The following is a 15,584-nucleotide window of genomic DNA, read 5'->3' as shown; positions in this document are numbered from 1 at the left end:
TTCATCCTGAACTCACTTGATGCGGTTGACCCGGACGCTGCACCCGCACGTGTCCACGTACATCAGCCAGCTGCCGAGCATCATCGGCTTGATCTTGACCTTGGCGTTGTCGGTTGCGCGGAAGCTGAACGAGCCGGACTCGGCCTGCTGCCATTGCTGCCCGTTGTCGAGCGTGAACACGGTATGGCCCTTCCAGCCGTCGAACGTGCCGACGAGATGGGTCTCGATCGCCTCGCGTTCGACCGAGTCCGGATAGAACACCGGCGCGCCGCTTGCGGTCACGTACTTGGTGGTCGCGCCGCCGTGGGCGCCCAGCCACGCATTCAGCTGCGCAAGTTCATCGGCGCTCAGCTTGTCGAGTCCGGCAGCATGGAATTCCGCCTGCGACATGCGCTCTTCGAGCGTTGGCGGCGGAGTCTGTGCACTGGCCGCCGTGGCGGCGACGAGCAGGGTCAGGGCGAGGCTCGGGATCAGGCGCATGGTTTCTTCGGCAGGAGGGCGTACTGTGATCGTAACCGCAAAAATCCTTGTCTTACGGGAACTTAACACGTGCACTTGAGTACGCATCGGGGTACAATGCGGCAGTGCCCAAGTGTAGCATGAGACGTCAGGCTTTGGACCCGCGGCTCGTGCAAGGGTGTGGTCGAGCGAAGCCGTTCACGGTTCGTATAGGCGACGCATAGCAAGCGGAGTGCTTGAATTTGAACCAGAACCTCAGCTCAAGGTGAGAGAAACCGAAGTGATTTCCGTGAAGAAGTTTGCTGCAAGCGCGCTGGCTGCAACCGCCGCCGCTTCGATCGTTTCCACCGCGGCGGCGGCGCCGAGTCTTGTCATCAACGACGGCGAGCCGATCGACATCCAGATCCCTCCGGGTTTCAGCTACGTCACCACGGCGGGTGGATCGGCCAGCACGCTCAAGGTGGGCACGCCCGGCTACGTGTTCTGCGCAAATGTCGGCCAGGCCATTGCGACCCCGGTCAGCATGCAGCCGCAGCATGATCGCTGGACGCTGCCCACCGCGGGCGATATCCCCAAGGTCGGCTACAGCGGCGGCGTGCTGTCGATCAACCAGCAGACCGAGACCAGTCTCGCCTGTCAGGTGCGCGGACCACTCGGCGAACTCCGCTCGCCCTTCAGCGGCTTCGGCGACATGCTGTTCCGCGACAACTGGGAAGGCCTGCTTGACCAGCAGTTCGCCAATCTCGTCAACTGGCGGCCGGTGCGAGCATTCACGTGGTCGGCGGCGGACTGGACCCAGGTACCGAACGATTCGTGCACATGGGATCTGGATCCGAACCTGCCGGTGGCGAGCGAGAATTCGCTGTGCGCGGCCGCCGCGGGCGTGCGCCCGGTGGCTGGCGGTTCGCCGAACGATGCTCGCTACGGTGATCGTGCGCCGACGATGTGGACGCTCTCGACGACGAGCAACTTCATTTACCTCGCGCGCATCGACGCCCGTTTCGGCGTGCCGAACGGCGCGCCGAACAGCCACTTCCCGCCGGCAACGCCGCCGCAGGGTCCGGAACAGGCAAGCACGGTCGACATCGCGGTCCGCGATGCCTATGACTCGACCTATCTGAGCGCAAACGGCACGTACTGTTTCCTGCGCCAGCTTCCGGCGACGTTGAGCGACAACGTCTGCTCCGGCGGGGACGTCTATTTCTCCCATTCCCTGGTCGGCGCGGATGGCATTCTCTCCGAGCGCATTCCGCTTGACGTGGGCTTCACCCCGGCGAAGTCGCTGTACGTCGCAGTGGTGCGGCAGAAAGCAGGCGGGGGCTCGCCCGCAGCCTGCCAGCCAACCGCTGCTATTTCGGTGATTGCCGATCCGGTCGTGTCGCGTCATGAAGCCGGCGATGAATTCGTCGGCGACGACGTCGTGTTCGGGTTCCGTCCAGGCGACAGCTTCTCGTGGATGGGCTGTGTGCCCTGAGTGCCGTTTCTGATTCGCTTGCATCGGCGCCTGCGGGCGCCGATGTTTTTGATGTCCATGGATGGACGGAATGCCTGCAATGCAGGAGCAATTGCAGGCATTGATCCATGGATGGACGGAATGCCTGCAATGCAGGAGCAATTGCAGGCATTGATCCATGGATGGACGGAATGCCTGCAATGCAGGAGCAATTGCTGATCCATGGATGGACTTCCCACATCCCCGTGGGGCGGTCCGCTGGTGCTCCTGGCACCAGCGAACACTTCCCACATCCCTGTGGGTCGGTCCGCTGGTGCTCCCGGCAACCAGCGAACACTTCCCACATCCCTGTGGGTCGGTCCGCTGGTGCTCCCGGCAACCAGCGAACACTTCCCACATCCCTGTGGGTCGGTCCGCTGGTGCTCCTGGCACCAGCGAACACTTCCCACATCCCTGTGGGTCGAATTGCAGGAGCAAATCAGGCATGGGATCCTTCGATCCTTGGGGCCTGGCGTCGACATGGTGAATGCGTCGATTGAAATCGCGCCCTCGCTGGCGTCCTGGACCACACACCTCGAAAGGGTTTCCGCGGACGGCGTTGCCCTGCGTGCGTGCCGGCTCGCGCTCGCCCGCGAAACGCCGACCCTCGCGTGGAGCGCGGTGCAGCCGGAACTGCTCGCGACCATCATCTTGCTCGGCGAACTCGGTGTCGGCGAAGAGGCACAGGCGGCGTGCCTGCTGCACGCGCTGGCGGCGGCCGATCCATCGTTCGATGCAGCCGTGTTGGCGCAATTCCCGCCCGACGTTCGCGTACTGGTCGAAGGACAGCAGGCCGCCGAACGCGTGTGGGCGCTGTATGCGGCGCACGGCAGCGTCGGCGGCAGCGAGGGCCTTCGCCGCCTGTTGCTCGCGATCATCCGCGACGTGCGTGTCGTGTTCATCCTGCTCGCGGTGCAGCTGGTGCGCATGCGCGCGGCCATCCGCGCGCCGGAATCAGAGCAGCGTGCACTGGCGCGCCTGTGTGCCGACATCCATGCACCGCTGGCGAACCGACTCGGTATCTGGCAGATCAAATGGGAACTCGAGGACCTCGCGTTCCGCTTCCTGCAGCCGGACACGTACCGGCGCATCGCCAACCTTCTCGACGAGCGCCGCGGCGACCGCGAGAGCTGGATCGCCGGCGCGAAGGCGCGTCTCGGCGATGCGCTGCGCAGCGCCGGCATCGAGGCCGAGATCGGCGGACGACCGAAACACATCTATTCGATCTGGCGCAAGATGCAGCGCAAGGGCGCCGAGTTCTCCGAGCTCTACGACGTGCGCGCGCTGCGCCTGCTGGTGGCCGATGTCGCCGCCTGCTATGCCGCGCTCGGCGTCGTGCACACCTTGTGGCCGTACATTCCGGGCGAGTTCGACGACTACATCGCGAACCCGAAGGGCAACCACTACCAGTCGCTGCATACCGCGGTGGTCGGGCCGGACGGCAAGACGCTGGAAGTCCAGATCCGCTCGCATGACATGCATCGCCATGCCGAGCTCGGTGTGGCGGCGCACTGGCGTTACAAGGAAGGCGGCGGAGCCGATGCGAGCTTCGAGCGCAAGATCGCCTGGATGCGCCAGCTGCTGGATGCGCGCGACGCGCCCGACGACGACGCGGCATTGCTCGCGGGTTTCCGCACCGAGGTGGTCGAGGATCGTGTCTACCTGCTGACCCCCAAGGGGCAGGTGATCGACCTGCCGCGCGGCGCGACCGTGCTCGATTTCGCCTATGCGATCCACACCGACGTCGGCCACCGCTGCCGCGGCGCGAAGGTCAACGGGCGCATCGTGCCGCTCGGCTTCCAGCCGGCCAGCGGCGACCGCATCGAGATCCTCACCGGCAAGGTGATTGAACCCAAGCGCGACTGGCTGTCGCCGCAGCACGGCTTCCTGACCACGCATCGCGCGCGCGAGAAGGTGCGTACCTGGTTCAAGCGCGTCGACCTCGCGCAGAACCTCGCCGCTGGCCGTGCGCTGCTCGAACGCGAGTTGAAGCGGCTCGCGCTGCAGCCGCCGGGCCTCGACGGGTTGCCCGAGCGCTTCCACCTGAAGACCCACGACGAACTGCTCGAATCGCTTGCGCTGGGCGACGTCAGCACGGGCCAGCTCGCACGCGCATTGCACGAACTGAGTGCGCCACCCGCGCCGTCGACGCCCGCGCCGGCACCGCATCCGGCGCATCGCGCGCCCGCCGACAGCGGTGCGATCGTCATCGAAGGCATCGGCAACCTGCTCAACCAGCTTGCGCGCTGCTGCCAGCCGCTGCCCGGCGACGCGATCGCCGGTTACATCACCCGCGGTCGTGGCGTTTCGGTGCATCGCGCCGACTGCACCCAGCTCGCCAAGCTGCGCGAGCGCGACGCGAGTCGGGTGATCGCGGTCGAATGGGGCAGGCGGCGCGAGGCAAGCTACGAGGTCGACATCGTGGTCAAGGGCTACGACCGCAAGTGGCTGCACAAGGACGTCACCAACGCGATCGCGGCGGCGAATGCCCATGTGATCGCGGTCGACGCGCGCGTCGACGAGCGCCGCGGCACGGTCGAGATGAACTATGCGCTCAAGGTCAGCGGCTTCGACCAGCTGAGCGGACTGCTCAGCCAGCTGCTCGCGGTGCCTAACGTGATCGAGGCACGCCGGATTGCCTGAGTGCGCGGCACGGACTATCGGTCGCCCCGGTGCTATGCTCGGGCGCCCGCCCGAAAGCCCGTTTGCGAGCCCCGCCAGCGTGGCCGGGCGTACAGTGAAAAAGACGCGAACGTGATCGAGATTCCCGGTTACCGAATCCTCCGTCAGCTGGGCCGTGGCGGCATGGCCACGGTCTATCTTGCGACGCAGGAATCGGTCGAACGCGAAGTCGCCCTCAAGGTGATGGCGCCGGCGTTGCTGGTCGACGAGAACTTCGGCGAGCGCTTCCTGCGCGAGGCCCGTATCGCCGCCAAGCTGCATCATCGCCACGTCGTCGGCGTGCATGATGTCGGCCGTGCCGGCGACTGCCACTACATCGCGATGGAATACCTTGGCGGCGGCGTGGTGCAGGCGAAGGACGGCAGCACGCGCGACGTCGGCTTCGCATTGCGCGTCGCGCGCGAGATCGCTACCGCGCTCAATTACGCGCAGGAGAAGGGCTTTGTCCATCGCGACGTCAAGCCCGACAACATCCTGCTGCGCGAGGACGGCTCGGCGGTGCTGACCGACTTCGGCATTGCGCGCGCCTGCGATTCAAGCCTGCGCATGACGCGCACCGGCGCGATCGTCGGCACGCCTCACTACATGAGCCCGGAACAGGCGCGCGGACGGCCGATCGACGGCCGCGCCGACCTCTACAGCCTCGGCATCGTGCTGTACGAAATGCTGGTCGGGCGCGTGCCCTACCACGCCGATGATTCGCTCGCAGTCGGCATCAAGCACATCACCGAACCCGTGCCGCAGCTGCCGCGTCCGCTCGCGGCGCTGCAACCCCTGCTCGACCGCCTGCTCGCGAAGGAACCGGAAGACCGGTTCCAGACCGGCAACGAGGTTGCGGCCGCGATCGCGGAGCTCGAACGCGATTTGCCGCGAGACGGTTTCGCGCCATTCGGCGCCGGCCGCGAGGACGACCGGCAAGGCGAATCGTGGCCGTCGATGCGCTCCAGCGAGACGCCACCGATTGCGTCGGCACCGATGTTCACGGCCGATGCGCGTGAACGCGCCGAGCCGGCGATCGGGCGCATCGACCAGATCGCCGCCACGCTCGACGCCGAGCCGATGCGCGCCGACCGCGATGCACCGCTCGCGCGCGAGGCACGCAAGCCACGTCGTCGTGCCGGGGTCGGCGTGCTGCTGGCGTCCGCGTTGCTGCTCGGCGCTGGTTTCGCGGCCTGGCACCGGCAGGACGCGTTGCGCCAGCTGTTGCCGCACACCGAGTTCAACGACACGCTCGCGCGCGCGCAGCGCGCGCTCGATGCCGGCCAGTTGGTCGGCAACCAGGGCGACAGCGCGCGCGAGCTGTTTCTCGCCGCGCGCGCACAGGATCCGGACAACGACATCGCGCGGCGCGGTCTCGACGTGGTCGGTCGCAAGCTGATCGAACAGGCCGAGGCCGCCCTTGCACGCGAAGACGCGGTCGCGGCACGCGGCCTGCTCGACGATGCACGCGAGCTCCTCGGTGGCGGCACCGACATCGACCGCGTCGAGCAGACGCTCCGGCAACGCGAATCGAAGGGCGACGCGACCGCGCAGATGCTCGAGCAGGCGCGCGCCGCGCTCGACGCGCGACGCCTGATCGGCGCGGATGGCGCGGCCACGCTGTACCAGCGCGTGCTCGACGGCGACAAGGACAATGCGCTCGCCCAGGCCGGCCTGCGCAGGACCGCCGATGCCCTCGCCGTGCAGGCGCGCAGCGCGCTCGCGGCGAAGGACGTGACCGGTGCGACTGCGCGCAGCGACGACATCGCACGCATCCTGCCGTCGTGGCCGGGACTGCCGGAACTGCTCGGCCAGATCGCACAGGCGCGCGATGCCGCGCGCGCGGCGCTGGAGGCTACGCTCGACCACGCCGAAGCGCAGGTGCGCGCCGGCGACCTGACCGGCGGCGAGGATTCCGCACTCGACTTGTTCCGCGCCGTGCTCAAGCAGGATCCGGCGAGCGCGCGCGCGAAGCAGGGATTGCGCGCGGTGGCGCAGGCCTTCATCGTGCAGGCGAACGCGGCGATCGAGGGCGACAACCCCGACGAAGCCGGCAAGCTGCTCGATTCCGCTGCACAGCTCGCGCCCGACTCGCCCGACCTGCGCGCGGCGCGCATCAACCTGCGCGAACTGCGCGAACGCCAGGACATCGCCGCGCAGCGTGTCGCGATCACGCCCGCGCAGAGCGCGCAGGTGCAGCGCCTGCTCGGGGATGCCGCACGCGCCGCCGCTGCCGGCGACCTGATCCTCCCGCCCGGCGACAGCGCCTACGACAAGTACCGCGCCGCGCTCGCGATCGACCGCGACAACCGCGAGGCGCTGGCCGGACTCGCGCGCCTGCCGATCCACGCGAAGAAACTGTTCGCGCAGGCGCTCACCGACGGCGCTCCGCAGCGCGCACGTACCCAGCTCGACGCCGTGCGCCAGATCGCGCCGGAAGACGCCGCGATCGCCGGCATGAGCGAGAAGCTCGCCAACGCCTTCCTCGACCAGGCGGATGCGCGCCTCGGCGAGGGCCGCCGTGCCGATGCGACGCGCGCACTCGATGCCGCGCGCGCGCTGAGCCCGGCCAACCCGCGCATCGCAACGCTGTCCGCACGCCTGCAAGTGATGCAGGATACGCACGGCTGAACCCTCAGCCCCCATCCCTCGGCCCTCAGCATGTGCCTGCTCCTCGTCGCCATTGATGTCACGCCCGAACTGCCGCTGCTGCTGCTTGGGAACCGCGACGAGTTCCACGGTCGCGCGAGCGCAGCGGTGGCGCCGTGGGACGAGGACGCGCGCGTCGTCGGCGGGCGCGATCTCGTTGCCGGCGGGGCGTGGCTCGCGCTGCGCAACGATGGCCGCTTCGCGGCGGTGACGAACCTGCGCACCGGCATTCCGGCGACCGCGCCGAATTCGCGTGGCGCGCTGGTGCGCGACTTCGTGCTCGGCACAGCAACGCCTATCGTTTACCTCGACCTGCTGCGCGCGCAAGTCGGCGACTACGGTCCGTTCAACCTCGTCGTCGGGGATGCCGACGGCGTGTACGCGCTGGGCAGCGCCGAGGGCCTGATGCGGCGCCTGCGACCCGGCGTGCACGTGATCAGCAACGGCGCGATCGGCGTGCACTGGCCGAAGACCGAACGCCTGCAGCGGCGCTTCGACGATCTCGTGCGCAGCGGCGTGGTCGACGACGAGAACCGCCTGCTCGACCTCTTGATCGACGAAACGCAACCGGCCGACGAGGACCTGCCCGACACCGGCATCGGCCTCGATCTCGAACGCCGCCTGGCGCCGATCTTCATCCGCGGCGAAAAGTACGGCACCCGCGCCGGCAGCCTGCTCCTTCGCCACCGCGACCGCTCGGTCGTGCTGCGTGAACGCCGCTCCGGCCCCGACGCGCAACCCGAAGGCGAGAGCCGCTGGGCAGCACTGCGCGGCGGCATCTTCGAATCGACCGCGACGTTCTGAAGACGCGTAGGGCGGTACGCGCAGAGGGCGTGTCGCCGGTTCGCATTCGGTGGAACTCGCTGCTGCGCGGCTCGGCCCGCCCTATTCCGGCCTGACCTGCCCTCGCTCCTGTTCGGCGGTTCCGTCGAAATCCCACAGGGACGCGCGGCGCCAGGCGAGTTGCTCGCGCAACAGTGCGCGCAGGCTCGCGTAGGCGCGATGCCGGCCGATGTCGAGGTAGCGAGGCGGGGCATCGGCGAAACGCACCAGCAACACGGATGCGCGCGCAAGCACGTCGGCTTCGCCGCGATATGGTTGCCAGGTGCCGATGACGATGGCGGGCGAGGCGACGTCGCTGGCGTTGAATGTGCCCTGCGGATTGCCGTCGTCGTCGATGCGCGTGATCGGCGCGGTGCCGATCAGCTGTGCGATCGCGGCGGCGTCGGCGCGCGCGATGCGTTCCAGCGGCAGCAGCCCGGCAGCGGGCACGCCGTTGCGCAGGGCGAGCAACGCGCGATAGTCGTCCGGCAGATCGCCGACGCGCGCGACGGCGGCTTCGATCGAGTCGCTGCTGCGTGGCGAGGTATCCACCTGGCGCCATCCCGGGGCGTGGGCGGACGCACCCAGCGCGGACACCAGCGCGTCGACGTCGAGCGTGGCCGTGGCGGCGAGCGCGCTCGCGCGGCGCGCCTGCAGCTCGCGCATGTCCTCGGCCATCAGCGTGCGCTGCACGTGCTGCGCGACCAGCCAGGCGTGAAGATCCCGGTAGCCGCTCGCATCCTCGTCACTGAACTCGATGATGCGACAGCAGGCATCGCCTTCGGCGTCGTGGAGCAGCAGGCCGAATTCGGCATTGCCGCCGATGACGAGTGCCTGTGCGAGCCGCGCGCGCGTCAGCACGCTGGGTTCATCGTCGCTGTTGGCAGCCGTCGCAAACACCGGCACCTCGTGCTGGCCGTGCTCGGTCCATTGATCGAGCCAGTCGGACAGCTCGTCGCCGGCGCGCACGAGGCGATCCGGCGCGCGCAGCTCGAGCAGGTAACGCTGCGGAGCGCGCGCGAGTTCGCGATAGCCCGCCGGCAGCGGACTGCCAAGCCGCGCCTGCGCCGCCGCGAATGCGGCCTCGTCCGGAATCTTCGTCACCGCTGGCGGTTGAGCGGATTCGTCGATCACGCGTTGCGCATCCGCCGCCGCCTCGATGCCTGCGAGCAGGTGCGCGTCGTCGAGCGCGGCGGATGCCCGTTCCTGTTCGCGCAGGCGCCGCAGGTAGCGATCGGCGCGTGCGTTGGCTGCGGCGGTGACATGTGTGCCGCGAGAAGCCAGCCAGAGTTGCGCGGTATCGCGCAGGGCCGGGCTGGCCAGTGGCGGCACGGCGAACGCTGCCAGGTACACGAGCAGCAGTGCGATGCGCGTCATCACGCGCGGTGGCCGCAACAACAGCAGCGTGCGCAGGCGCAGCGCTCTTTGCAGCCGCTGCAGCGGCGGTGCGCGTGGCCGGTCGCGCACGACGGCAGCGACGATGCGATCATCCAGTTCGTGTCGCGCCAATGTCAGCGGATCGCCCTCGGCACGGATGTTCTCGACGAGCCGCGCGTTGCTGAAGTTGATGCCCAGTGCAGTGGCCTGCATGGCGACCAGCACGAGCAGCAGCCACCATTGCGTGAAGACGATCAGCACGACGGTGGCGAGCATGAAGGCGACGAGCAGCAATACTTCCAGCCAGACCCAGCCGCGAGGCAGCAGCGACTGCACGAAGTGTCCGCCATCGAGCGGCGGCAGCGGCAGCAGGTTGAGGTAGTTGAGCGCGAGCAGTACGCTCGCGGCCGGAAGCAGTCCGGTATGTCCGCCACGCATCGCGAACGCGAGCAGCGCCCAGCCGAGCACGATGCCCGGCAGCGGCCCCATCAGGCTGACGATCGCGCGATGGCTGCCGCGTGGATCGCGCTCCACGCCGGTGGTGATGCCGCCGATCAGCGGCAGCAGCACCACCTGCACGTTGCGATAGCCGAGCACGCGCATCGCCAGCCAGTGCCCGCCTTCGTGCAGCAGCAACGCGCCGGCGATCAGCGCGGCGTAGGTCCAGCCCCACAACAGGCCACCGAGCAGGGTGAACAGCAGGGTGGTTGCAGCGAGCAGCAGCCACTGCGTGCCGCGCGTCGGCGCGCGTTCGCACATGCGCTCCACCAGCGGCAGCAAAGCGCGCTCGCGCGCGGGCTCGAGTGGCACGGCGGCGGCTCGCCCATTCCGGGCACGGCGCAGGGCGCGCAGCAGGCGCCACATGGTTCCGGTGCGCAGGCGCAGGCTGCCGTCGCTTGCGCGCCGCAGCGTGCGCGCGGCAAGCAGGGCGTCGACGAAGGTGCCGAAGCGGCGCGACATGCCGGCGACGATGTCGTCGAGTGTCCCGATGGCGTCGTCAGCATCGGCAATCGCGAACTCCTGCCGCCATTGCTGGTGCGCTTGCCAAAGCGTGGAGATGTCGTCGACGTCGAAGCTGCGCCGGCGATGGCGCGGCGTATCGAACAACTCGTCGATGAGGCTGGTGCGAAAGCTGCTGAGCGAGCAGCCATCGGCGAGCATCTGGCCGATCGAAACCACCAGGCGATCGGCACGGGCCGGATCCACCGGTTGTTGCACGAGTGCGACCGCGCAGGCATGCGCATGCGCGTACGCGTGCATGGGCGTGCGTGTGCCGGTGCCGATGTCAGTCGCGCACACCCAGCCGCGTGGAGCGAAGCCGAGCGCGCGAAGGTCCGCGTCGGCCTGTTCGTAGAGGTCGGCATACGCGGCCGGGGCGCGCGCCGACGGCGTCGGCACCCAACGCAGCTCCGGAAGCCGGATCGAGGCGAGCTGGCGAGCGACGAGGATCGCCCACAGCAGCACCAATCCGGCGATGATCGCGATCCAGTCGAGCATCACAGCAGCCGCTCGACCGCCGCGCGCGCGGCCGCGAACGAGAAATGTCGTTCGACATTGGCGAGGCCGTTCGCCGACAACGTGTTCCACAACGCCTCGTCCCGGTACAGGCGCACGACCGCGGCCGCGAACGCCGCGGCGTCGTCGGCGACGAGCACGTCGCTGCCGGCGACGACGTGCATGCCTTCGACCGCGACGGTCGTCGCCACCACCGGCAATCCGCAGCTCATCGCCATGTTGACCTTGCCCTTGACGCCGGCGCCGTAGCGCAGCGGCGCGACCGAGATGCGGCAGCCGTCCATGTACGGCAGGATGTCCTCCACGAAACCGTGCACGATCACCGCGTCGTCGGCGAGCGCTCGGATCGCCGGCGGCACGCGGCTGCCGATCACGTGGAAGCGGACACCCGGCAATTCGGCGCGCACGCGCGCGAACACTTCGCCGGCGAACCATTCGACCGCGTCGGTGTTCGGCGGATGCTGGAAGCCTCCGACGAAGACGAGATCGCGGCGTTCGCCGAACGGTTTGCGGCAGCCGTAGACCTCGTGCACGTTCGACAGCACCTCGACGCGCGCGCCGGGCGCGTCGCGCGCGAGCAGTTCCTGCTCGACCGGGCTGACGACGAGGGTGACGTCGCTTTCGCGGATGAGTTTCAGCTCCTGCGCGCGTGTCGCGGCGGCGTGGCGCGCGAGCGCGGCGTCGCCAGCGAGTTCGGCGGCGCGCTGTTCGCGCAGATAGTGCAGGTCGACCGTGTCGAACGCGAGCCGCGCCTGCGGCGCATGCAGGCGCACGAGGCCGAGGAACGGCGCCGCGACGTAGTGGCGCGAGAGGATCACCAGGTCGAACTCGCGCCCGCGCTCGCGCAGGAACCTGACCGGATCCTGTGCGTACGGCGCGTACAACGCTTCGACGCCGAGTTCCTGCAGCGCGTCGGTGTAGCGCTCGACGTACAGGCGGTTCTCCGGCAGGAAACTCGTCTGGCAGCCGAGATCGGCGAGCACGCGCATGAGGTTGACCATGCGCAGCGAGCCGGAGTCGTGGTCGGGCATCGGTGTCGTCGCATCGATGATCAGCACGCGCCTCTTTGCGCGATGTGTCGCGGCGAGCACGATCGGCGTGCCCGGCTGCGGCTGGCGCGCAAGCGCGTCCTTCCACTTTTCCTGGAATTTCTCGCGATTGACGACCTGGTAGCGCTTGATTCCGCTGCCGGTGTCGGTGCCGGACGTGATGCCCTCGAAATGGACCACCACCGACGCGGGTTCGACATACACCTTGAGCCCGGCCGCGCGCACCGCGAACGCAAGGTCGGTGTCCTCGTAGTAGGCCGGCGTGTAGCGCGTGTCGAACCGGCCGAGCTTCACGAACAGGTCGCGACGCAGCAGGATCGCCGCGCCGGAGCAATAGTCTGCTTCTCGCCGGAACGAATAGCGCGGGTCGTCCGGTTCCTCGAAGCGGCCGTAGTTCCAGCCGGATGCATCGTCGAACACGATGCCGCCCGCTTCCTGCAGGCGGCCGTCGGGATAGACGAGCTTGGCGCCGACCAGTCCCGCCTGCGGCGCCTGTTCGATGCAGCGCACGAGCGCGTCGAGCCAGCCCGCGGTCACGACCGTGTCGTTGTTGAGGAACAGCACGTACTCGCCCTGCGCCTCGGCGGCGCCGGCATTGCACGAACCGATGAAGCCGAGGTTCTCGGCATTGCGGAGCGCGCGGATGCCGCCGACGCCGGCGAGGCGCTCCGGCGTCGCATCGCTGGAGCCGTCGTCGACGACGATGACTTCGAACGGCACCCTGCCCGCGTGTTCGCCGAGCGAGCGCAGGCAGGCGAGCGTGTACGCGACCTTGTTGTAGACGGGAATAATGATCGACACGCGCGGCTGCGCGTGGGTCGGCAGCACGAACGGCGTCGCGTCGTCGCGCGGCTCGGCGTACGTCGTGCGCGGTCGCGTCGGGCTGCGTCCGCGAAGCTCCTGCGCGATGCGCGCGAGCGTGCCGCCGAAGCCGCGCTGGGCGAGGCTGCCGCGCGTGCGCGCGATCGCGCTGCGCAGGCGCGTTTCGCGGAACGCGAGCGCGGCGCGCAGGTTGCGCAGGCGCGCATTGGCGCCGCGCAGCGGCGCGGTGATGCGCCACGACGTGCTCGCGAGCACCTGCTCATAGCGCGGTTTGACGTCCTGCAGTTCCTTGTCGAGCGCGAGCGCCCACGTCGTGCGCTCGTCGAATTCGCGTCTTACCTGTGCCAGCTCGCGGTCGAGTGCATGGCCCCAGTCGCCGCGGCGCTCGCTTTCCTTCATTGCGGCGGTTAGCTGTGCCGAGACAGCGGCCACTTGTGCGCGTGAACGACGCAGCGCATCGGCGGCGGTCGCGGCGTCGAGCGCTGCGGCGTCGACGCCCGCGAGTGGATAGCGCAGCGGTGGCCGCGCCGGCAGGCGCAGCACCGCATGGTAGGCAGCCGCCATTGCGACCGTCGTCGCAGCGGCGCTGCCCATCGCGCGCACACGCACGAGCGCACTGCGGTCTGCCGCGAGCCCGGTGATGCGTGCGACCAGCGCATCGGCGGTCGCGTCGACGAGGAACCCGTCGCGGCCGTCCTCGATGCGCTCGGCCAGCGCGCCGACGCGCGTCGCGATCACGGGCACGCCGAGACTGCGCAGTTCCGATAGCGTGTAGCTGAAGGTTTCCGCGACGGTCGGCAGCAGTAGCGCCGCGTCCGGTTGCAGGCGCGCGAGCAGGGCAGGCAAGTCGTCGCGTCGATAATCGAGCAGCACGTGCACGCCGGACTCGCCGAACAGTGCATGCGCATCGCTGCCGGCGCCGAGCAGGAAAAGGTCGGCGTGCTCGCGCAAGTGCGGCAGAGCGGCGGCGAGCAGTTCGGCGCCCTTGCCCTTGCGCACGCGGCCGGTCATGACCAGGCGCAGGCGCTCGCGTGCGGGAGGTGCGGCGGTGCGCGTGGTGCCGTCCGGCCATGCCGCAAGGCCGTGCGCGATCAGCTGCGAGGGCAGCGCGGCGAGTTCGGGCGCGAGGCGCAGCTGGTTCGCGAGCGCGGAGCCGCTCGGCGCGACCAGCGTCGCGCGTGCATCGAGCGCGGCGGCTACGAAGCCGTCGCGCAGGTGCAGCCAGTGCGCGGGATCACGGTTCGCGAACTCGGTGTCGTCGCCCTGCGCGGCGAGGTCGGCCATGCGCTGCGCATCGTCGAAGCGCAGCGCGGGGTCGCCGAAGTCGCGGTGCAGGACCGGCCACAGCGGATAGTGGTCGTGCACGACGCAGGTCGTCGGCAGGCCAGTGCGCAGCGCATCCAGGCTGTGGCCGATCAGCGAGGAGACGATCACCGCATCGACGCAATACGTGCGCAGCACGTCGGCGAGCAGTTTGCGGTAGGTGGCATCGGCGAGCGCCGTATCGGCGATCGCACGCGGCAACGGCCAGCGCCGCAGCGGCAGGCCGCTCATCGACCCGTCATGGAGTTCGAGCCACTCGCCGTGGCAGCGGCGCGCGAAGCTGCCGCGCGCGATCAGCACGAGATGATGCGCCTGCGTGTCGGCGGCGGCGAAGTCGCGCACCCAGCGTTCTGCGCCGCCACCCCAGCCGTGCAGTATGTGCAGGATCACCGGCTTTGCGTCGAGGCCCGGGCAGGCTGGTGCGGCGGCCCAGTCGAGTGCCGCAGCGATGCGCTGCTGCAACGGGGCGAGTGATGACGGCGGCGCCGGGTCGCGCGGGTTGCGCTCCGCAGGGAGCGGCTTGCGGATGGCGGGAGTGCAATGAACGTAAAGGTGGTCGAGGACGACGATGCGGAGGCCGGCGTCATCGAACGTATCGCGCGCGCGCAGCCGATTGCATAGGTCGTCTGGCCCAAGCCGTGCGAGGCGTTCGCCATGCCAGGCAGACATCCATCCGGGTGCGCTTCTGAAGAAGGCGGCATCGTCATGCAATGCACGTCCGGAATATGCGTAGCAAAGCGCATCGAGCTCGCGCGCGCCGCGATCGACGCCGCAGTCCGGTGGAATGGGGCGCCGCCAATCGTCGTCGAGAGGCAATGCCCCGACGACGCCCTCGACTTCGAGTGCGTGCAGCAGGCGTTCGCATGCGAAGTCGGGCGGTTCCAGATCCGCTCGCACGAGCAGGAGATTCTCGCTGCGGAAGCGGATGGCGGCGGTGGCCAGCACCTGATTCGGATGCCAGCCGTCGAACGCGGGCTCGCGTACACGTTCCGCATCCGGCCATTCCACGGCATCTGCACACGGGCCGAACAGGGCGATGCGCGCGTTGCCAGGAAGCCGCAGGCGCAGCGCGTCCAGTTCCGCCGCGGAAGAACCATCGAGCGCGTAGATGCAGATGCGCAGCGGCGCTTCGCGCATCGCCGGTCCGTCGTTCGCGGAGGGCGGGGCGGCAGACGGGCTGGCGGGCATCAATACTCCGGGGCGGGTGGCGGCGAAGCGGGGATTATCGCCGATCCCATGCGATTCCAGCGCCTTGCGGGAGCGCCGGAAGGCGCGATGCTCTCCATGGTACGCAGACGCATCGCGCCTTCCGCCGCCCCCACAACCGGCTTCTGCGCGCTTCGATGCCTCCCCCTTGGAAAGCGGGAGGTTTGGAGGGGATCATGTATTCGCGCCGATGCGCCGCTTGGGCAACG

General features: G+C 69.0%; 7 protein-coding genes. 4 read left to right on the top strand and 3 right to left on the bottom strand.

Going from position 1 to position 15,584, the window contains the following annotated elements:
- Positions 1-12: 12 nt before the first annotated feature.
- Positions 13-480, bottom strand: coding sequence for a hypothetical protein (locus ACILRJ_RS12205; protein WP_395683461.1), 468 nt, complete (start codon positions 478-480; stop codon positions 13-15).
- 268 nt (positions 481-748) lie between these two features.
- Between ACILRJ_RS12205 and ACILRJ_RS12200 the strand changes: the two genes are divergently transcribed.
- From ACILRJ_RS12200 to ACILRJ_RS12185, 4 genes are all read left to right on the top strand, one after another.
- Positions 749-1,933 carry a hypothetical protein gene (locus ACILRJ_RS12200; RefSeq protein WP_395683460.1) on the top strand — a complete coding sequence of 395 codons (1,185 nt, stop codon included), beginning with the start codon at positions 749-751 and terminating at the stop codon, positions 1,931-1,933.
- Positions 1,934-2,431: 498 nt separating this feature from the next.
- Positions 2,432-4,594, top strand: a complete 2,163-nt coding sequence (locus ACILRJ_RS12195) for a RelA/SpoT family protein (RefSeq protein ID WP_395683459.1) — start codon at positions 2,432-2,434, stop codon at positions 4,592-4,594.
- Positions 4,595-7,243 carry a protein kinase domain-containing protein gene (locus ACILRJ_RS12190; protein WP_395683458.1) on the top strand — a complete coding sequence of 883 codons (2,649 nt, stop codon included), beginning with the start codon at positions 4,595-4,597 and terminating at the stop codon, positions 7,241-7,243.
- 30 nt (positions 7,244-7,273) lie between these two features.
- Positions 7,274-8,065: an NRDE family protein gene (locus ACILRJ_RS12185; RefSeq protein WP_395683457.1), complete on the top strand. Its 792-nt coding sequence runs from the start codon at positions 7,274-7,276 to the stop codon at positions 8,063-8,065.
- An 81-nt stretch (positions 8,066-8,146) separates the two neighbouring features.
- On the opposite strand, the gene ACILRJ_RS12180 is transcribed toward ACILRJ_RS12185, so the two are convergent.
- A complete protein-coding gene (locus tag ACILRJ_RS12180) occupies positions 8,147-10,957 on the bottom strand; it encodes a hypothetical protein (protein ID WP_395683456.1) in 2,811 nt (936 codons plus the stop codon).
- Complete coding sequence (locus tag ACILRJ_RS12175; RefSeq protein WP_395683455.1) at positions 10,957-15,357, bottom strand: glycosyltransferase; 4,401 nt, start codon at positions 15,355-15,357, stop codon at positions 10,957-10,959. The genes ACILRJ_RS12180 and ACILRJ_RS12175 overlap by 1 nt, the downstream gene beginning before the upstream one ends.
- Positions 15,358-15,584: the final 227 nt, after the last annotated feature.

Source organism: Dokdonella sp., from assembly GCF_044227025.1.
In the GTDB taxonomy this organism is placed as follows: Bacteria; Pseudomonadota; Gammaproteobacteria; order Xanthomonadales; family Rhodanobacteraceae; genus Dokdonella_A.
The sequence above is the reverse complement of the archived record's forward strand: the minus strand, read 5'-3'. Positions and strand labels throughout refer to the sequence as shown.

Bases quoted from the DNA above. Each gene is read 5' to 3' on its own strand.
- ACILRJ_RS12175 (WP_395683455.1), bottom strand. From the start codon at position 15,357: ATGCCCGCCAGCCCGTCTGCCGCCCCGCCCTCCGCGAACGACGGACCG.
- ACILRJ_RS12185 (WP_395683457.1), top strand. From the start codon at position 7,274: ATGTGCCTGCTCCTCGTCGCCATTGATGTCACGCCCGAACTGCCGCTG.
- ACILRJ_RS12195 (WP_395683459.1), top strand. From the start codon at position 2,432: ATGGTGAATGCGTCGATTGAAATCGCGCCCTCGCTGGCGTCCTGGACC.
- ACILRJ_RS12180 (WP_395683456.1), bottom strand. From the start codon at position 10,957: ATGCTCGACTGGATCGCGATCATCGCCGGATTGGTGCTGCTGTGGGCG.
- ACILRJ_RS12205 (WP_395683461.1), bottom strand. From the start codon at position 480: ATGCGCCTGATCCCGAGCCTCGCCCTGACCCTGCTCGTCGCCGCCACG.